Consider the following 12,436-nt stretch of genomic DNA (forward strand, 5'->3'; position numbering starts at 1 on the left):
CGCCCACTGTTCCGCCTCCGTGAGCCGCTCGTCCTCCAGGAGCTGCCCGCGCTCCACGTCGTGCCGCAGCTCCGCCCGCCAGGCCAGGAACTTCCGGTCCTGCCGCACCCGCGTCTCGAGCCGCTTCCAGGCGCCGATCAGCGCCTCGTGGGCGAGTTCGACCGTCGCGGCCTGCCCGTCACCGCCGCGCAGTACGAGCAACCGCCGTTCGGCGAGCGCGATCGCGATCCGCCACCGCCCCGCACCCGCCTCCTCCCGGCTCAGGACGTTACGTATCGGAGCCTCGCCGCCCGGCAGGAACCGGACGAGATCGGTGAGCAGCCGCATGGCCTCGGCCTCGTCGTCCCCGTGGACGCAACTGCGCCAGACGGTCTCGGCGTAGCGCCCCAACGCACCCTGTACGCCGCCGACTTCGCGATACGTATCGAATCTCAGCCGCCCCGCCGCCTGCCCGTCCCACAGCTGCGCCATGACGAAGCCCAGCAGTGGCAGCGCACCGGGACCGTCCCCCGCGTCGTCGAGCATCCGCTCCACGAGCCCGTCGTCGTACGTGACGGCAGGCGCCATCTCCAGGGGACTTCGGATCACCTGCTCCAGCTGTGCACGGGACATCGGAGTGAGCAGCCGCACCGGGCCCCGGCCGAGCGCGGGGCCGAGCAGCGGATGGCTGAGGGCCGCGTCCGTGAAGTCCGATCGGAGGGTGACACACACCCGCAGGCCGTCGGGCCGGTGCGCGGGAAACAGCAGCCGGACGGCCTCCTCGACCTCGCGGTCCGGTCCGGCGAGCAGCTCTTCGCCCTGGTCGAGCAGGACGAGCAGCCGCCGCTCCCGATCCGCGCCGGTCATGCGCAGGGCTTCCATGGGACCGCGCTCCGCGAGAAGTTCCTCCAGGTGCCGTACCTCCCGCGCCCTCGCGGCCCCGCGCAGTCGGGGACGTACGGCCGTCACCAGCTCCGAGGCGAGCGCCGAGCGCAGGGAGGCACCCTCACCGGAGCGGACCACCAGGACGACATCGCCCCGCCCGCGTATCCGCGGCGCCACTCCCGCGCGGGCGAGCGAGGACTTGCCACAGCCGGAGGGGCCGACGAGGGTGACACACGGGTGGGGGCCGGCGAGCAGGGCGGTGACGTCGTCGATGTCGTCCTGCCGGCCGAAGTAGACGTCCGCGTCGGCCTCTTGGAAGGTGGACAGGCCGCGGAACGGAGACGCGGGGCGGACCACGGGCGCCAGTTCGGGCAGCTCGGCGACGAGTGTGCGGGTGGGGATCAGGAAGGTCTGCCGGACCCCGGCGGGCTGGATCACGACGACCATGCCGGCCACGGCCCGCAGTTGTTCGTCCCAGACCGGGCTGCCGCTGAACCCCTCCTCGACGGGTATGCCGTGCGGATCCGCCTGCGACAGCTGGACCCAGCCCTCCGCGGTGCCGCCGCGCAACCGTCCGTAGTGCCAGACCCCGCCCGGGGAGCGGCGCGGGAAGCCCGGTACGCGCACGTCGTGGCCCCACACCCGTTCGGTGTCGGCCATGTTCACCGGGCGGGCCCCGGGTATCGCCGACGGCAGCCGGAGGACCGCGATATCGCCGGTCTGGTCCGCCCGTACCGGCACCCAGCGCTCGACCTCCGCCACGCCGCCGCCCTCGGCGAAGGGCAGGTCGACGAAGACCCGGGTGCCCGCCGCCACCTCTTCCCCGCGAGGCCGGTCGAGTGCGTCGCTCACCACATGGGCGCAGGTCAGCACCGTTCGGGGCGCGACGAGGAAGCCGGCGCCCGCGAGTTCGCCGCCGGGGCCCTTGACCCGGACCACGGCAGCGGCCAGTGCCTCCTCCGGGCTCCGTGACCCGGCGCCCATATCCCCCGCAGCCGCCACCCCGGCCTCCGCCCCTTGGGTCAACTCACCTGTTCAGTATCACCGTTGGCGTCGTTACGGTCACTTCTGTTCCAGGTCAGAGTGACCGCGAAGTTGGCCGCCGTGGCGGTGCTGGCGATCACGACGTCCGCCTCGGCGGACAGGGAGACACCGAATTCGAGAGTCATCTCGTCCGGGGCGTTCACCATCCCGCGGAACCGCCCCACGAAGCTGTCCGCGACGGGCCGCACCGTGTCCAGCATCTGTTCGAGGGACCGCTCGGCCCGCGCCACGGTCCGGCCGCCCCGACCGACCCGGACGAGGCTCTCGTCCACCTCGCGGATCTGCACCCGCACCACATCGTCGCCGCCACCGTTCAACGGCACTTCGACGGTGTGCACAGGACGGTTGGTCATGACGGTTCTCCATTCACTCCGGCACAGGGGTGCGTGATCCTAACGGGCCCTGGCGGAGCCGCTGTGACCCGGACGTCGAGGGCCGGATCCCGCGCGGCGGAAACTCGGATGCGGGCGCCGCGCGGTGACCCTAGGCTGCGCCTTCGGGACCGGCCCCGCCGTACGGGCCGTCAGCGATCGGAGACACACGGGGTATGAGCAGCCAATTGTTCGCGATCTGCTTCAACGCGACCAGGCCCGCGGACCTGGCGCGGTTCTGGTCAGGGCTCCTGGGCTGGGAGTTGGCCGGGGGTCCTGACGACGGCATCGACGTCCTGCCCCCCGACGCCGGCGGGTTCCGTATCCGTTTTCTGCCGGGCCGGGAGCCCAAGACCGGTCAGAACCGGGCGCACTTCGACCTGACGAGCGCCTCGCAGGAGGAGCAGCGGCGGACGGTGGCCAGGGCGCTGGAGTTGGGCGGGAAACACATCGACGTGGGCCAGCTCCCGGAGGAAGGCCACGTGGTGCTCGCCGATCCGGACGGCAACGAGCTCTGCGTCATCGAGGCGGGCAACAAGTTCCTCGCCGACACCGGCTTCGTCGGGGCGCTGGCCTGCGACGGTACGCGGGAGGTCGGCTACTTCTGGAGCGAGGCGCTGCGGTGGCCGCTGGTCTGGGACCAGGACGAGGAGACCGCGATCCAGTCGCCGAACGGCGGTACGAAGATCACTTGGGGTGGCCCCCCGGTCGCGGAGAAGACGGGCACGAACAGGCTGTTCTTCGAGCTGGCGCTCCCCGCCGGCGCGGTTGTCGACTCGGAGGTCGACCGCCTGGTCTCACTCGGCGCGACCCGCGCCGAGACCCGCGAAGGCGACGGCGGCCGGGTGATGATGCTCGACCCCGACGGCAACGAGTTCGCCGTGCGGCGGCCACGGTAGCGGGACCGCTCTGTTCGCCCGCGCGTCACGGCAACGGGCGTGTGAGCCAGACGACTTCACCGTTGTCCTCCATGGAGACGTGATCGCGCTCGAACCCGAGCTTCTCGAGGACACGGAGCGACGGTGTGTTCCAGGAGCCGACGGTCGACCAGAGCCTTTTCCGCCCGGTCGCGGCAGCGGCGTCGAGGACCGCGCCGGCCGCTTCGGTGGCGTAACCACGCCCGTGCGCGTGCCGGAACAGCTCGTACGCGATCTCCGGCTCCTCCAGGCTGGAGCGGCCGATGATCAGCCCGCAGTAGCCGATGAAGTCGCCTTCGTCGCGGCGCCGGACGGGCAGCAGGGCGATCCCCGTATCCGCCGTCGCGGTGAGCAGCTCCCCGATGGACGTCCGGACGTGCTCAACGGTGCGGGTCCCCTTGCCGCGTTCGGCGAGGAGGGCGCGGAACTCGGCGGCGTCCGACTCGGCCCAAGGCCGCAGTGTCAGTCGCTCGGTCTCCAGGTGGAACGGCATCGTCTCGTACGTGGTCATCCCCCCACTCTGCCCCACGGCCCCGGCCCGTCGTCCGGCACCGGGCGGTGCGGGGCCGCGCCCCACCGGGGGCCGTCCGCTCAGCGGCGCGCCCCGGTGACCACCACCAGCAGGGGGACGAGCCGGGTCGGAGGGATCTGGTAGCGCCCGCGCCCCGTCGTCTCCAGCCAGCCGGCGGCGACGAGTTGCCGCAGATGGTGGTAGATCTGGCCGGTCGTACCGAGTCCCTCCAGCTCCATCAGCTCGGTGACCGCGGTCCGCCCCTCGGCCAGCGCCTGGATCAGCCGCAGCCGTACGGGATGTCCCAGGGCGCCGAGCGCCTCGGCCGCCTCGGACCAGTCGGAGCTCAGCACCGACTCGGTGGCTTCCGACCGCTCCCACTCCACGAGCTCCCCGTCCAGGCCGACCACCGACCCGGTGAAGAGCACGCCTCCCCTGGCCACGGCCTGCAGACGCTCCCGGAGTACCGGCAGTGCCCAGTACGTCTCGGTCGACGCGTCCTCGGCCCGGGGCTCGCGCGTGCCGCCCTGTACCAGCTCCTCCAGTTCGGTGAGGCGCCGAGAAACCTCGGCTACCTGCCCGGCCAACGCTTCCCACGGCGGCGCACCATCACTCATCCGGCCAGCCTACGGCTCGGCCGGCGGGGGCCGGCCAGTGGATGGGCATGGGCATGGCGACGCCGTCGCACCGCCGGCCTCGAACGACGACGGAAGGGGCGGGCTCCCCGCCGGGACGGAGCCGGGCCCTCCATTCCCCCCTCGTTCCGAAATAACTGATCTTTGAAGCCGTGACCGATAGCGGTCATCAGGAAAATCCCGAGCCAGGATTTTCATAAAAATAGCCAATCGGTTCCAGCCACGAGCCTTCCGGAATTGATTATTCCAGATCACCCGTAACAGGGGTTCCACCAGCAGGTTCCTGCCCTTGCGTGGCCCATCCATCCATCTATTTTTTCCGCCACGGGGAAATGTTCGGCAGCAGAATAATTGCCAGCACACCCCCAGCCGTTTCGGGTGTGATGTGCACCACATCGGTAAAGCCTTGATCCAGCGAGGCGAATGGGTCCTATTATGACTCCCGCAAAGTCAGGTATTCGAACAGCACTGACAAATGGGGGACGACATGCCGCAGAGTGCACGGCGGGCAGGAAATTCACGCCCGAGCCCCGGTGCAAATCTTCGGCTTTTCGTTGCGAATTAATATAATTCCTCAACTCCCTGTCCGTCGGCGCGAAACTGTATTGAAGGAGCGAAGCGTGGCGACCATCGCCGAATTCATGAACGACCAGAAGCTGGGTGTTCTGGAGCAGGGCTACAAGGAGGACACCCAGGAGCCCGTCCTGGCCACTCCCGCGGCCGCCGTGGCGACCTGCTGGTACGTCGGCGGCGCTGCCGCCGGCGTCACCGTCGTGGCCGGGGCCTACGTGGCCGGCCGCGTCTTCGGCTGATCCATTCCAATCACAACGAAAGGGAATCCAATGAGCAGAATCATTGAGAGTGTCGCCGCCATCACGCCGGAGCACCTGACGGACGGCTCGCACGGCGAGGTCGCCGCCATGGCGCCCGTGCAGGCCACCCCCGGTCTGGTCGCCTTCGGTGCGGGCTTCGTCGGCGGCGCCGGCGTCTCGTGGGTCGGCGTCCAGGCGTACGAGGCCGGAGCGAACGACTGAACCGCTGTCGGGCTGAGCTTCACGCTGTTCAGGGGCTCTGCCGGCTCCTGAGAGCATCTTCCGGAAGCTGATTCCGGGAGCAGGCAGCACTGTCGGGCCGCGTCGGAACCGCGGCCCGACAGTGCGTCGATCGTACCTTCTGGCCATTCAGCACAAAGGAAGCCCCAGGTATGCAGCTGACAAAGAAACTCGCAGCTTCGTTGTTCTCTCCGATCCCTATCTCCAGGGATCGCGCGATAGGTATCTCCGAGCGCCTCGCGGCCCTTTCCAGTCTGTCTTCCTCTCTGGAATATCTCAGTCAGCGCCGGAGTTTCGAGCCCGGTGGTCTCAACGACTGGGAGATCATGAAGAAGACGCCGGAGAGCAGGGTCCCGGCGATTCAGAAGATGACCAACGCCGTGAGTGGCCGGAAGACCACGCTGGCCATCCATGCCTCACGTGTCGCGTGCAGCATCGGAATGCTGTTGCCGGGCAACAGCAAATGGCGGGCTGCGGGCAACCTCTACCTGGGTGTCACGACGACGGTGCTGCAGGCCCGGCACCGTTACGGAACGGACGGCGCGGATCAGGTCGCCACCCAGGTCCAGGCCGTCACCGGCCTGGCCCGGCTGCCGGTCAGCCCGCAGGTCAAGGACGCCCTGATGTGGTACCTGGCGATCCAGGCCAACATGTCCTACGCGGCGTCGGGCTGGGCGAAGATGGCCGGGACCATGTGGCGCGACGGCTCCGCCCTGCCCGGTGTGATGCGCACCCGCACCTACGGCTGGGAGCGCGCCTACCGTCTGACGCAGCGTTTCCCGCGTGCCAGCAAGATCACGCAGCACAGCGTGCTGGCCATGGAGTGCCTCTTCCCGGTGGTCTACCTGGCCGGCGGCAAACTGACCCGGCCCATGATCGCCGCCGCGGGCAGTTTCCACGTCGCCAACGCGTTCGTCATGGGCCTCGGCCGGTTCATGACCGCGTTCCCCGCGATGCACCCCATGGTGGCCTACACGACCGCGCCCAAGTCGTTCGCGGTGGTCGCCGACCGGGACGACCGGATGGTCAAGACCGCACTGGTGCTGCTGGCCGGCGGCGTCACGGCCGCGGGGGTCATGGCGACGCAGCGGCGTGCCCGCGCCGTGGCCGGCTGGCCGACGTCCCGCACCGTCACCACGCGCCACGGCAACGTGCTGACGTACGACGCGGGCGGCCAGGACCGCCCCGACCGTCCGGTCCTCGTCTTCAACCACGGTCTCGCCTCGACCACCGAGCACTTCGCGTGGATGGTCGAGCGGCTGGCCTTCGACCTGGGCTACGCCTCGGTGACCTACTCCCGCGCGGGTTACGGCCCCAGCAAGCGGCTGCGGGAGACCCCGTACACCGTGCAGGAGTCGGTGAACGACCTCGAGGACCTGATCCGCGGGGCACTCCCCGAGGACCGCAAGGTGGTGCTCGTCGGACACTCCCTGGGCGCCGAGGTGAACCGCCGCGTCGTGGGGCAGCTCGGTGACCGGGTGGCCGGTGTCGTCTACCTCGACCCCACGCACCCCGCGCAGCTCGTCCGGTCGGAGAAGCAGCGCAAGGGCAGCGAGATCTTCACCGAGTCCCTCGCGCTGATGAGCCGCTGGACGAAGCTCGGGACCGGCGCACTGCTCGGTCGTCCCGACTGGGTGAACGACCTGCCCGCCGCCTACCGGAAGAAGGTCTTCGCGCACTACGCCGACTCCCGGCTGTGGGCCGCGGCGGCCCAGGAGTGGGAAGCCGTCCGCGAGGAGCTGGAGAACTACACCGGAACGCTGGAGCCCGTGCCGGCTCCCGGCCTGGTCGTCGCCGCGCAGCTCACGGTGGACACCGACCCCGAGCAGTTGCTGATGTACCACGACATCGCGCGCTCCCACGAGGCGGCGGACCAGCACGGCGAGGTCGTCGTGGTCGAGCGCGGTGGGCACGACACGATCCTCACCGACCCGCGCCACACCCGGACCTCGACGGAACTCGTCGCCGAGTTCGTCCGGACGTACTGCACTCCCGGCACCCCGCCGGCTGTTGAGAAGACCGACGAGACCCCCTCCGGGAAAGTGGGCGACACCAAATGAACGCGACCTCACTCCTCAAGGACGCGTTCACCGGACCGGGTTCCGCGACGCGTATCGCAGGCGCGACTCTGCTGGTGACGACCCTGGCCGCGCAGCACCCGCACCCGGCCTTCGAACTCGCGCGGGCCAAGGACGTGTTCTCGCTCGTACCGAACTGGAAGTTCTTCGCGCCCAACCCCGCGACGCACGACTTCCACTACCTCTACCGCACCCTGGACGAGGACCGGCAGACGTCCGCCTGGGTCGAGTTGGACCTCATCACGAATCGCAAGATGATCCAGGCCTTCTGGTTCTCGTCCCGCCGCCGGGAGAAAGCGGTGTTCGACATCTGCACCGCCATCCTGAAAAGCATCCAGAAGGGCGACGATCCGACCAACTCCCCGCCCTTCCGGGTGCTGACCGAATTCATCAAGAAGCAGATCAGGGACGCGTCGGACGCGACCGACGTCCGCGGATTCCAGTTCTCGGTGGTCCGGGCGCCCGGACACGACGACAGCGAGGACCCCGAAGTCCTCTACGTGTCCACCTATCTGCCGATGGAACCGGCACGGCCGGCATTCCTCGGTGCCGTCTGACACCGCACCCCGCCAGAGGGTCCACCGAAACAGGATTGGAGCTCCCGTGACCATCGCGGACATAGGCTACGGCAAACAGTTCGAGAACTGGTACGACCGCATCTTCCCGGACGACGCCGCGACGCTGACCACCGTCGAGGCTATCGCGGGACATCACCCGGACCCGGACCTCGGCACCCTGGAACTCGGCGTCGGCACGGGGCGGATCGCGTTGCCGCTCTCGCGCCGCGTCGGCCCGGTGACCGGCGTGGACTCCTCGCCGGAGATGCTCGTGGCGCTGGAGAAGAAGGCCGAGGAGGGCGACGACGTCACCGCGGAACTCGGTGACATCCGGACCTACCGCGGGGACCGTCAGTACGGTCTGGTCTACTGCGTCTGCTCCACGCTGGCGCTGGTCCTGGACCCCGCGGAACAGCGGGAGGCCGTGGCCCGCGCGGCCGAACACCTGCTGCCCGGAGGCAGGTTGCTGATCGAGACGCACAACCGGCCGGGGATCGTCGCCCAGCACGAGGGCCGCACGCGCACCACGATCTTCGCGCCCTACCCCGAGCCGAACACGGGCCTGCAGATGCACGGCACGCTGTTCATGGAGAACACGATCTGGCAGGTGTCCACGGTCTGGTTCGAGTCGGACGGCACCCACCGCATCGGCACCGAGGTCGCGCGTCTGCTCGTCCCCGAGGAAGTGGACGCGTACGCGCGGGACGCCGGTCTGGTCCCCGAGGGTCACTACAGCGACTGGCAGGGGACCGCGTACGCCCCCGAGGCCGGCCTGTTCGTGGCGTCGTACACCAAGCCGGCATGAACCTCCGGGAGATAGTCCGCCGCCACCAGGCCCTGCTGATCCTCGGAATCGGCATGGGTCTGGTCGGTGCGGCGGCCACGCTCGCCCAGCCCTGGATGCTGGGGCAGTTGATCGAAGCGGTCTCGCTGGACAAGTCGGTCGTCTGGCCCATCACCTTCATCGCCCTGTTCTTCATCACGGACGCGGCCATGAGCGCCGGCCACACCTATGTGATCGGGCGGGCCGGGGAGAGCATCGTCTTCGACGCCCGCCGGATCCTCGGCGGCCGGCTGCTGCGGAGCCGGATACCGCACTTCGCACGCCTCGAACACGGCGACATCTTCTCGCGCACCGTCTCCGACACCTCCATCGCCTGCCTGGTCATCGCGCAGGCACTGGCGCAGATGGTCACATCGGTCTTCATGCTGGTCGGCGGCATCATCCTGATGGCGATGCTCGACTGGCTCCTGCTGCTCGCCACGATCGGCTGCCTCGGCCTGGCCAGCGTCGTCGCCCTGCTGCTGGCCCGTCAGGTACGCGTCGCCGCCCTGAAGAACCGGGAGAACGTCGGCGCGTTCGGCTCGGGGCTGCAAAGGGTGCTGGGGGCCCTCACCACGGTGAAGGCGTCACGTGCCGAGGAGCGGGAGACCGAGGAACTGGCGCGCCTGGCGCAGAAGGCCCGGCGCAGCGGTATCCGGGTCACCGGCTTCAGCGCGCTCCTGACACCCACGATGAACGTCGGCACCCAGCTCTCGCTGGCGGTCGTCATCTCCTGGGGCATGGCGCGGGTGGCGACCGGGGACATGCCGCCGGCCGATCTCACCTCGTTCGTCATGTACTTGTTCTACCTGGTGTCCCCGCTGGTGATGCTCTTCATGTCGATCGGCCAGGCCCAGCAGGGACGCGCGGCGGTCCAGCGTGTGCTGGAACTGGGGGCCATCCCCCAGGAGGAAGAGGAGGAGCGGGCCGGGAACCCCGCGAAGCGCGACGTCCGGGAGCCGGCCGCGACGTCCGGGTCCGCGGTCAGTTTCGAGCGGGTCAGCTTCGGCTACCACGAGGACGTACCGGTCCTCCGGGAGGTCTCGTTCTCCCTGCCGCGCAAGGGACTTACTGCTATCGTCGGTCCTTCCGGCGCCGGCAAGACGACGACGTTCCAACTGATCGAGAGGTTCCTTTCTCCTGACAGCGGAACGATCCGGATCGCGGGCCGTGACATCGCCGGTCTCCGTCTCGGGGAACTGCGGTCGCAGGTCGGCTACGTCGAGCAGGACGCGCCCATGATGCGCGGCACGATCCGCGAGAATCTCACGTACGCGAACCCGTCGGCCGACGCCGCGGATGTCGCCCGTGCGCTGCGGCTCGCCAGCCTCGACAGCTTCCTCGGCGAGCTGCCGCAGGGGCTCGACACGGATCTCGGCGAGCGCGGGGCCGGGTTGTCCGGCGGGCAGCGGCAACGGCTCGCCATCGCCCGGACGTTGCTGCAACGGCCGGATGTGATACTCCTGGACGAGGTCACCGCCCATCTGGACAGCGACACCGAGGCCGCGCTGCGCGACGCGATGCTCGAAGCCGCCGGGGAGTGCGCCGTGCTGGCCATCGCGCACCGGCTGTCCACCATCGTGCGGGCGGACCGGATCATCGTGATGGAGGAGGGCCGCGTACGGGCGACCGGCACCCATCGGGAGCTCATCGAGTCCGACGAGGTGTACCGGCGCCTCGCGCACCAGCAGTTCGGCGCCGAGGACGCCCTGATATGACGGGCGCCGACGTGGCCGTGGTCGGCAGCGGCCCGAACGGACTGGCCGCCGCCGTCACCCTGGCGCGCGCCGGGCTGACCGTGCACGTCCACGAGCAGGCCGCCACCATCGGTGGCGGCCTGCGGGGTGAGGCGCTGTTCGACTCCGGCGTGTGGCACGACATCTGCGCGGCCGTCCACCCGATGGCCGCCGCTTCGTCGTTCTTCCGCGAGTTCGACCTCGCGGCCCGCGGCGTCGCGCTGCTCCAGCCGCCCATCGCGTACGCCCACCCGCTGGACGGCGGCGAAGCCGCCTTCGCGTACCGGGACCTCGCGAAGACGGCCGAACGCCTCGGTCCCGACGGGGCGGCCTGGCACCGTCTGATGGCGCCGCTGGTGCGGCGCTCGCAGTCCGTCACCGATCTCCTGCTCTCCGGCGGGCGCTCGCTGCCGCGCGACATGGTCGCTCCGCTCGCGATCGGCACACGCGTCCTCGGGCACCTGCTGCGGACCAACGGCCTGCGCACCGAGGCGGCCCGGGCGCTGATCACCGGCGTCGCGGCGCACGGCGTCGGCAGGTTGCCGAGCCCGCCCACCGCGGCCATCGCGATGCTGCTCGGGCATCTGGCGCACGCGAGCGGCTGGCCGCTGCCCCAGGGGGGCAGCCGCCGTATCGCGGAGGTCATGGCCGAGGACCTGCGGGCACACGGCGGGGTCTTCCACACCGGCCACCGGGTGACCGATCTCAAGGAACTCGACGCCCGTATGGTCATGCTGGACACCACACCGCACGGTCTGCTCGACCTGGCCGGGGACCGGTTGCCCGCGCGCTACCGCCGGGCCCTCGGCCGCTTCCGGTACGGTCCGGGCGCCGCGAAGGCCGACTTCCTGGTCGAGGGGCCCATCCCCTGGTCCAACCCCGAGATGGGGCTGGCCGGCACCGTACATCTGGGGGGCAGGCGTGCGGACACCGTCGCCGCGGAGAACGCGGCCGTTCGCGGTGGGGCGAGCGAGGAACCCTTCGTACTACTGGTCGACCCGGCCGTGACCGACCCCGGCCGGGCGTCCGGAAAGCGCCGCCCCGTGTGGGCGTACGCCCATGTGCCGAACGGCGACACCCGGGACCCGGTGCCGCTGATCACCCGTCGCATCGAGCGGTACGCGCCCGGCTTCGCCGACACCGTCGTCGCCTCCCGTGGTGTGACGGCGGCCGACTACGAGTCGTACAACCCGAACTATCCCGGTGGCGACATCGGCGCGGGGGCCCTCACCCTCCGGCAGGCCCTCCTGCGGCCGACGCCCGCGTGGAACCCCTACCGCACCCCGCTGCCCGGGGTGTATCTGTGCTCCGCCTCGACACCACCCGGACCCAGCGTGCACGGCATGTGCGGCCATCTCGCCGCCCTCGCCGCGCTCAGACGTGAGTTCGGCATCACCGCAGTTCCTCATCTGGGACCCCACGGCGGAGCCAGGGCCGCCGAGAAGATCAGGAGAGAATCATGAGCACCGCCCATCCCCCCACCGCCGCCGAGGACTTCGCCGGCTACCTCCGCGCGTACCACGCCGACGCGTTCGACGGCACCGACGCCGTCGAGGACGTCTGGTCGCGCTACCACGTGCCCGACGGCGACCACGAGGTCAACGGCCGCCGACTGGACCTCAAGAAGATCCTGGGCGGCATCCGGTCCAGGCGTTCCCTGGGCGCACCGTACGAGCTGTACATCCACGAGGTGATCGTGGAGGGGCGCACCGCCGCCGCCCGGTACACGATCGGCACACCCATGCTGTGGAAGGTGCAGAGCGCGACGCATGTGACGCTCTTCGCCGAGATGGCGGAGGACGGGCGGGTCGCGAGCACCACCGGCTTCTCCTCCAGCAGGCCCGGCTG

12 protein-coding genes and 1 pseudogene are annotated in these 12,436 nt (G+C 70.0%); 9 read left to right on the top strand and 4 right to left on the bottom strand.

Going from position 1 to position 12,436, the window contains the following annotated elements:
- Both GXP76_RS29240 and GXP76_RS29245 read right to left on the bottom strand, forming a co-directional pair.
- On the bottom strand, positions 1–1,866 hold a 1,866-nt coding region (locus GXP76_RS29240), incomplete at its 3' end, for a serine protease (protein WP_242574627.1).
- A 20-nt stretch (positions 1,867–1,886) separates the two neighbouring features.
- Complete coding sequence (locus GXP76_RS29245) at positions 1,887–2,261, bottom strand: CU044_2847 family protein (RefSeq protein ID WP_242574628.1); 375 nt, start codon at positions 2,259–2,261, stop codon at positions 1,887–1,889.
- Between the two features lie 194 nt (positions 2,262–2,455).
- Between GXP76_RS29245 and GXP76_RS29250 the strand changes: the two genes are divergently transcribed.
- Positions 2,456–3,178, top strand: coding sequence for a VOC family protein (locus GXP76_RS29250; RefSeq protein WP_242574629.1), 723 nt, complete (start codon positions 2,456–2,458; stop codon positions 3,176–3,178).
- Positions 3,179–3,203: 25 nt separating this feature from the next.
- On the opposite strand, the gene GXP76_RS29255 is transcribed toward GXP76_RS29250, so the two are convergent.
- Positions 3,204–3,707: a GNAT family N-acetyltransferase gene (locus GXP76_RS29255; RefSeq protein WP_242574630.1), complete on the bottom strand. Its 504-nt coding sequence runs from the start codon at positions 3,705–3,707 to the stop codon at positions 3,204–3,206.
- Between the two features lie 80 nt (positions 3,708–3,787).
- The gene (locus GXP76_RS29260) at positions 3,788–4,324 is read right to left on the bottom strand and encodes a helix-turn-helix transcriptional regulator (protein ID WP_242574631.1); all 537 of its coding nucleotides are present in this window, start codon (positions 4,322–4,324) and stop codon (positions 3,788–3,790) included.
- Positions 4,325–4,962: 638 nt separating this feature from the next.
- Here GXP76_RS29260 and GXP76_RS29265 point away from each other — a divergent pair.
- From GXP76_RS29265 to GXP76_RS29300, 8 genes and pseudogenes are all read left to right on the top strand, one after another.
- Positions 4,963–5,154 carry a hypothetical protein gene (locus GXP76_RS29265; RefSeq protein ID WP_242574632.1) on the top strand — a complete coding sequence of 64 codons (192 nt, stop codon included), beginning with the start codon at positions 4,963–4,965 and terminating at the stop codon, positions 5,152–5,154.
- A gap of 30 nt (positions 5,155–5,184) precedes the next feature.
- Complete coding sequence (locus GXP76_RS29270; RefSeq protein WP_242574633.1) at positions 5,185–5,376, top strand: hypothetical protein; 192 nt, start codon at positions 5,185–5,187, stop codon at positions 5,374–5,376.
- 344 nt (positions 5,377–5,720) lie between these two features.
- Entirely contained in the window at positions 5,721–7,454 is a 1,734-nt protein-coding gene (locus tag GXP76_RS29275; protein ID WP_242574634.1) for an alpha/beta fold hydrolase, read from the top strand.
- A complete protein-coding gene (locus tag GXP76_RS29280) occupies positions 7,451–8,029 on the top strand; it encodes a hypothetical protein (protein WP_242574635.1) in 579 nt (192 codons plus the stop codon). The genes GXP76_RS29275 and GXP76_RS29280 overlap by 4 nt, the downstream gene beginning before the upstream one ends.
- A 46-nt stretch (positions 8,030–8,075) precedes the next feature.
- The gene (locus GXP76_RS29285) at positions 8,076–8,834 is read left to right on the top strand and encodes a trans-aconitate 2-methyltransferase (protein WP_242574636.1); all 759 of its coding nucleotides are present in this window, start codon (positions 8,076–8,078) and stop codon (positions 8,832–8,834) included.
- Entirely contained in the window at positions 8,831–10,570 is a 1,740-nt protein-coding gene (locus GXP76_RS29290) for an ABC transporter ATP-binding protein (RefSeq protein WP_242574637.1), read from the top strand. Before GXP76_RS29285 ends, GXP76_RS29290 begins: the two co-directional genes overlap by 4 nt.
- Positions 10,567–12,051, top strand: coding sequence for an NAD(P)/FAD-dependent oxidoreductase (locus GXP76_RS29295; protein WP_242574638.1), 1,485 nt, complete (start codon positions 10,567–10,569; stop codon positions 12,049–12,051). Before GXP76_RS29290 ends, GXP76_RS29295 begins: the two co-directional genes overlap by 4 nt.
- Positions 12,048–12,436, top strand: a pseudogene (locus GXP76_RS29300) (nuclear transport factor 2 family protein); the annotation flags it as partial. The gene GXP76_RS29295 and the pseudogene GXP76_RS29300, both read left to right, overlap by 4 nt.

This window comes from Streptomyces sp. NP-1717 (assembly GCF_022695985.1).
Classification (GTDB): domain Bacteria; phylum Actinomycetota; class Actinomycetes; order Streptomycetales; family Streptomycetaceae; genus Streptomyces.

Coding starts and splice junctions, on each gene's coding strand:
- GXP76_RS29260 (WP_242574631.1), bottom strand. CDS start 4,324: ATGAGTGATGGTGCGCCGCCGTGGGAAGCGTTGGCCGGGCAGGTAGCC.
- GXP76_RS29245 (WP_242574628.1), bottom strand. CDS start 2,261: ATGACCAACCGTCCTGTGCACACCGTCGAAGTGCCGTTGAACGGTGGC.
- GXP76_RS29250 (WP_242574629.1), top strand. CDS start 2,456: ATGAGCAGCCAATTGTTCGCGATCTGCTTCAACGCGACCAGGCCCGCG.
- GXP76_RS29270 (WP_242574633.1), top strand. CDS start 5,185: ATGAGCAGAATCATTGAGAGTGTCGCCGCCATCACGCCGGAGCACCTG.
- GXP76_RS29275 (WP_242574634.1), top strand. CDS start 5,721: ATGAAGAAGACGCCGGAGAGCAGGGTCCCGGCGATTCAGAAGATGACC.
- GXP76_RS29295 (WP_242574638.1), top strand. CDS start 10,567: ATGACGGGCGCCGACGTGGCCGTGGTCGGCAGCGGCCCGAACGGACTG.
- GXP76_RS29280 (WP_242574635.1), top strand. CDS start 7,451: ATGAACGCGACCTCACTCCTCAAGGACGCGTTCACCGGACCGGGTTCC.
- GXP76_RS29255 (WP_242574630.1), bottom strand. CDS start 3,707: ATGACCACGTACGAGACGATGCCGTTCCACCTGGAGACCGAGCGACTG.
- GXP76_RS29290 (WP_242574637.1), top strand. CDS start 8,831: ATGAACCTCCGGGAGATAGTCCGCCGCCACCAGGCCCTGCTGATCCTC.